The 5,919-nt window shown below is 40.3% G+C and carries 6 protein-coding genes; 1 reads left to right on the top strand and 5 read right to left on the bottom strand.

The annotated features are described in order from the left end of the window. Positions 1-187: 187 nt before the first annotated feature. Genes VF500_RS22505 through VF500_RS22495 form a run of 3 tightly spaced genes read right to left on the bottom strand, consistent with a single transcriptional unit; the run spans position 188 to position 2,473 of the window. Positions 188-1,411, bottom strand: coding sequence for a TlpA disulfide reductase family protein (locus VF500_RS22505; RefSeq protein ID WP_330861827.1), 1,224 nt, complete (start codon positions 1,409-1,411; stop codon positions 188-190). Positions 1,412-1,420: 9 nt separating this feature from the next. Further along, entirely contained in the window at positions 1,421-1,837 is a 417-nt protein-coding gene (locus VF500_RS22500; RefSeq protein ID WP_330861826.1) for a hypothetical protein, read from the bottom strand. 33 nt (positions 1,838-1,870) lie between these two features. Next, on the bottom strand, positions 1,871-2,473 hold the full coding sequence (locus tag VF500_RS22495) for a hypothetical protein (protein WP_330861825.1): 603 nt from the start codon (positions 2,471-2,473) through the stop codon (positions 1,871-1,873). A 314-nt stretch (positions 2,474-2,787) separates the two neighbouring features. On the opposite strand from VF500_RS22495, the gene VF500_RS22490 reads away from it, so the two are divergent. Continuing rightward, positions 2,788-3,123 carry a hypothetical protein gene (locus VF500_RS22490; protein ID WP_330861824.1) on the top strand — a complete coding sequence of 112 codons (336 nt, stop codon included), beginning with the start codon at positions 2,788-2,790 and terminating at the stop codon, positions 3,121-3,123. 451 nt (positions 3,124-3,574) lie between these two features. Here the strand turns inward: VF500_RS22490 and VF500_RS22485 are convergent, their stop codons facing one another. Together VF500_RS22485 and VF500_RS22480 are read right to left on the bottom strand one after the other, a co-directional pair. Then, positions 3,575-4,933: an ATP-binding protein gene (locus tag VF500_RS22485; RefSeq protein ID WP_330861823.1), complete on the bottom strand. Its 1,359-nt coding sequence runs from the start codon at positions 4,931-4,933 to the stop codon at positions 3,575-3,577. 384 nt (positions 4,934-5,317) lie between these two features. Continuing rightward, positions 5,318-5,919 (bottom strand): Fic family protein (locus VF500_RS22480; protein ID WP_330861822.1); only part of this gene is annotated, 602 nt, incomplete at its 5' end.

The following is a 5,919-nucleotide window of genomic DNA, read 5'->3' as shown; positions in this document are numbered from 1 at the left end:
AGCGGGCTCTTAAAGGCCCCAAGGGTTATACGGGGTGTGTAATTTGCCCTGTTTATTCCGCTAATATCTTACTTCTCATCGCAGAGCACGTCATCTCATTTTTTTTCAGGAGAATCCTGATGGTTACTCGCAATGACGGTTTTCATTATATCATTTCTATAAATATTTTAAAACAATTGTTAGTAGATCAGATCGCATCCTTTTTCAACAGTTGATCAACCTCTTCGTTAAATTCCTTGATAAACTGCGTATAATAAGTCCCTGTTGCAGGGCCGGTAAAGCCGGTATAGATCTTATCAACATTTCCTTTTTTATCAATAAACAGAATGGTTGGAAAAGATAAAAAGGTATTCAACGCCGGGAAAGATTCGGCTACCGCTTTTTTATCTGCAAGTCCGCCAAATATTTCGGTATAAGTAATGTTAAAACGCTTTTTGAAATTCTCCATCGCATTTTTCACATATGCAGGGTCGGCTTTACGCTCAAACTGAACTCCAATTACTTCTACTCCACGGTTCTTGTTTTTTTGATACCAGGGGGCCACAAATCCGGCCTCATCAATGCAGTTTGGGCACCAGGTACCGCCGATTGTGAGGATGACCACCTTATTTTTTAATTTATCATCTTTCAAAGAAACCTTGTTACCCTCTGCGTCCGGCAACGAGAAATCAAATGTTTTATAGCCCTCTTTTAAATAAGTCAACTTATATGGGTCAGGTAAGGCTGCGTCGGCATTTTTTGTGGCGATGAACGATGCGCCGTTTGCAGTACCTGTGATCTGCCCGGAATTATCGAACGTACCTGTATAATACGATGCCCCACTGCCTATGAAAGATGACAGGTAAAATTTATTGCCCTGCACAACGCCTTCCAGGTAACGCGAATCACCGGTAATGCTTAAAAAGGTAGCCGATAATTTACTCCCCTGTTGTTTAAAGATACCTACTTTCTTTTCATCCGTGCCATTTCTGCCTTTAAATATTGCATCATATTTACCTGAAAGATCTGCCGCGGGCTTTTCACCATTATCGGCAAAGCGGTAAGTTTCACCGAAGGTAGCGTCCACGGGTATAGTGCGGCCCGAGAGATCTTTTTTGCGAAGCACGCCGCTGAGTTTTTTATCGCCGACCTTAATTGCCAGCTCGTTATCAAACTGATCAAAGGCGATGAACAATGAGTCTCCCTTTTGGCTAATACCGCTGGCAGCGAAACGCTCTGGTCCGTTAACCAGGTAAACTTTAGCGGTAGCGGCAGTTTTTCCTTTTATTTCAAAATTAAAAGGCACTTCGGTACCATTTGGCTGGTGGAAAACGCCCCGCCAGGGGCCTTCGGCAATAAAGGATTGGGCATTTACTGTTGTAGCTGCGATGGAAAGGCTAAGAAACACCAAGGCGCATAATCTCTTTTTCATTGTTATCATTTAATTTAAGGGTATAGTTTCCACGGGGACATCCCAATGGGCGATGACCAGTTCAAAGCGCTGCTGTTCGGCTTTGGTGTAGCTTTCCAGATCGGGGTAAAGTTGTTTTTTATAAGGATCAACAATGCTATAATCCAGTGCGAGGTGCTCGGTTTTAAAAGTAAGCGTTACCTTAAAATCCCAACGGGTATCTTCGCCGCTATGCAGCACCGGTGTTTCGGCCCTGATGCTCAGTACATCACCTTTTTCCTGTAATTTTTTAAGCAGCGGGTAGTGGTTCTTTTTCCAGAGCGCGATAAATTCATCGGCATGCCCCCATTTTATTTTGTAATAGTTCTCGATGGTCAAAGGCTTGTCCTGCGCTAATAAAGCCGTGCTGAAGAACAACAGTATTGCTAAGAGTTTAACTTTTTTCATTTTCTTTCTGCTTTAAAAAGTATGCTGTCCTGCTTAGGCATATTGTAATTCTGAGCGCCTTACATCCAAATTCTGCCTCGTATCCATGTGCGAGCGAACTACCTTATAGAAATTATCAATTATATGATCAGCCAACCTGACTATATTATTTTCATTACCCGGATTACAAACCGGATCACGAAAATCGTTTGGATAGATCCTGAACCTATCTGAAACAATGTCCGCTGGGTCAAAATAGAAATGTAAATTCAAACCGTGCCCCCCGATATTTGCGGCGGGATCTACGTCCGGTTCGTTTAGCTCAACGATAGTCAACTGCCCTCCTAAAGCACCGATGACGTACTGGAGTTGATTAACTTCCCGGAGATACTTCAGGCCATAGGTACGCGATGCGTTACTGTAAAAACTAACCACGACTGAACTTTCGGATAACTTTCTGATGAGCACCGAACCTGGCGTATACGCGCTTGGAGGAATAAACTGCCCGAACAGATCATTATTTTCGATACATGGGGCGCTAATGTAGTTGCCTTTTGCTCCGCTAAGAACCGATTGTCGTTCGACAGGTGCTTCCAGCTCAGCTATGATCTCGATCTTATGAAATCCAGGGTATTTTCCGGTAGGTTTGCACATCATATAAGTTCATTTTATTTATACTACAAACTATTTGCTGCGAATATAACAAATACACTATTAAATCTATAGATTTAATAGTGTATTTAATTGTGTAATTTTTCATTACATGATATCTACCCCAAAATCGTATTGATGTTGTCTTTACACTGAGAGCTTTTCCCGGCGCTGGCATATATATTGACAGTTACCTGGCGACCAGTAATTAAAACATTATCAAGGGGAAATAAGCGAATTAATTTCACCGTATTTCTTTTAATGCCCATGTTTTTTAAATATATCGGTCATCCAATTATTGTTATCGATATATTGCAATAATGACAGAGTATATCACATTATTTAAAGATTGGGTAATTGCACTGGGCGAAAAACATGAGGTTGATCCTTTATTGCTTGGTACTCTCTACTTTGCGAGCAAAGTATGCTTTATTACCTTTATTGGCTGGGTAATTAAAAGCTTGAAGTCAAAAAAGGCTATCATGATGCCGTTACTGCTCGCTTCAGTAAGTTTTAGCATGCCGTATCTTTACTTGATTATTGCCGGGCGCAATATCCCTGTTTGGGTGTATATGATTATTGCGCTTATGTTTGCATATGGCGGCTATACCATCTGGAAGAAAATTACCATCAGGCAGGGTGCAGTGAATCGTTAGTCCGTTATATATAACAAATTAGTAACAAATGAATAAGAAATCAAATAACATTATAAGAAAGCAAAAAGTTAATTTTTGAATATAAAAAGCAACATTTGAAACAATAAGAAAATTAAGTTATTTGCCGATACAGAAAGTACTTATGTGGTGACTATCAGTAAGTTATGAGATTCCAGCATCAAATTAGAAACAAACTTTTTGACCTAAATTTAGGTCATTTTTTGGTGCTATCTTGTTTCCGAAGTGTGGAAAACTTGGCAATATTAGGCAATAGTTTTCATTATTCGCTAAACAAAAAAATTTAACCTGCACTAACAATTGTCAGATCGTTTTTGTGCCACCTGAGTTTTCAAATTCGCTTGATCTATCAACTATTTTCTCCGTGATCATTAAATTTTGAAAGTATTAAATCCCGACATCCACTATTATGATTTTGGTTTCTGTCTTTCAGCTATAAAACGTTGTGTTCAACAAACCATTTTATATACTGGGGTAATGTCGTGCTGGCGTAATACGGTAAATTCATTAACACATATGGTTTTTTATTAGGAGTAACTGCTTGCTCTATCTTGAAAGCACCACCGTATATGCGGATAGCATACGGATGGTCTGCAGCCTCAATAAACTGGTGAAGTGATTTCAATGATCCCGTACTGCCTGATTTTATTTCTATAGGAATGACTAACTTATTATAAACGTACAGTAAGTCAACTTCTGCATTAGACTGTGCTTTTTCCCTTACCCAAAAATTCGGTGTATGTGCTGAAATACTTTGAAGCGATATGAGTTCCTGCGTTACAAGATGAGGAATAACGGCTCCCTTGTAAGCACTATTCAAGTCATCCATAGCCAGCATTTCTGCTTGTATGCCCAATGAATAATTCACTAAGCCAGTATCTAAAAACTGCAAACGCGGCGCTTTCTTCAGATCAGCCTTCAATGGCGGCATCAGGTCCGTAGTCGGGTAAATTAAACGCACGATCTTAGCTTCGTCAAGCGTTCTGAACGCTTCTCCCACTTCTCTTGACCGGTAATTAGAGTTTCCAAATCCCTGGTATTTTATGCGCTCGTCAAGGTACAGCGGTGCGGTATCCATTAAATGTTTAATGATCTTCCTTTCCGTTTCATTGGAAGTGTATTTCTCCACATCGTTTTTATATGTACCCCAAATGCTTTCGTAGATCACCCGCAAATCTGAAAGGCTGTGGTGCTCAACATCTGTTTTCACCACCTCAGGCATCCCTCCAATAATCGCATAGCGGTGAAAGGCATCCATTAAGGTCTGATGTGCAAAGGCTTTTACTGGGACCTGATGCAATTGATCCAGTAGTGTATCCTTTCCAATAGCTTCCAAATATTCCTGGAAATTCAAAGGGTGAAGGTATAGAAACTCCACCCTGCCTACCGGAAAACTATGTACTTTTTGCATGGCAAACTCCAATAATGAACCAGCGCTGATCACATGAAGCTTCGGTATTTCTTCATAAAAATAGCGTAATAATTGAATAGCCTTTGGGCTTTCCTGAATTTCATCGATGAATAAGAGTGTATTTGTGATAGCCGATGATGGAATATTATGTGCTAAAAATAAAGCCTCAACAATGGTTTGAACATCATTAAATTCGTCGAAATAACGGCGGTCAGCTGGTTTTTCCAGGTTAAGCACGATGGTATGTGTATAATTTTTGGCAAAATCACGGATCAACGTGGTTTTGCCGACCTGACGCGCCCCCCTTATGATAAGCGGCTTGCGCGTTGCGCCTATTTTCCAGCGATTAAGGTCAATTTCGATGCTTCTTTTAAAGGCCATAACAGATAATCACATCTTTGTAACAGAATAAAGGCAAATCTACAACTATTTTGTAACAAAGTAAATCCTATTTTAATGATGCTTTGTAATAGAGTAAAGGCAGTTAAAGCGTAGAGTTATCAAGATTTTTAAATATCGCACTTAGTTTAGTTATTAATTATTCTCGGTTTGGTTTTGAAGCAGTTCCCAAAATTCAGGGTGTTGATTGGACGTTCCGTAGACCTTGACCAGGCGATTCCGTGGCATTTAGAGCAGCGCCTTGTGTTTATCGCATTAAAAAATGGCAATTATTAATCAGTGATTTGGTATGGTCAAAGTGTTGCAGAACTATTGGTTCGCGATTTCGGAATGTTATGATCCACGGCTCCGGAATATCCACTAAAGCTAAACTAAATCTAACTGGTATTTTACCGATCTTCCCGCCCCTTCTTGTACAAAAACGCCCATCTCTTGGAGTTGTTGTAAATCACGAGTTGCGGTGGCTTTAGAAGCTTTACTGATGCCGATATATTTCTTAGCAGTCATTCCCCCTTCAAACCCATCAGCACCTTTTTCTAACATCTTATTGATTGCTTTTAACTGTCGCTCGTTAAGCTGATGCTTATATCGGTCAAAAAATTGCGCTTTCTTCAAAGTAAACTGTACCATGGCCTTAGCATCGCGCTGGGCTTCTAAAATTACGGAAGCAAAATAATTAATCCAGGCAGTGATATCCAATGACCGTTGTGCCTCCTTTAAAGCAGCATAATAGGCAGCTTTATTGTACTCGATAATTTTAGAAAGGCTGAGCATTACAGGACGTCCGATAGATTGGGACAAGGCCTTCTCCGCGATAGCACGACCTATACGACCATTACCATCTTCAAACGGATGTATGGATTCAAAATACAGGTGAGACACAGCTGACTTCAATACTGCTTCGGCTACTTCGCCTTTTAGTGGAAAGGCCGCATTATTGTACCATTTAACAAACCCCTCCATTTCTT

Origin of the sequence: Mucilaginibacter sp. (genome assembly GCF_036383575.1) — a bacterium.
In the GTDB taxonomy this organism is placed as follows: Bacteria; Bacteroidota; Bacteroidia; order Sphingobacteriales; family Sphingobacteriaceae; genus Mucilaginibacter.
Note: the sequence above shows the minus strand (reverse complement) of the source record. Positions and strands in the feature narration are given on the sequence as shown.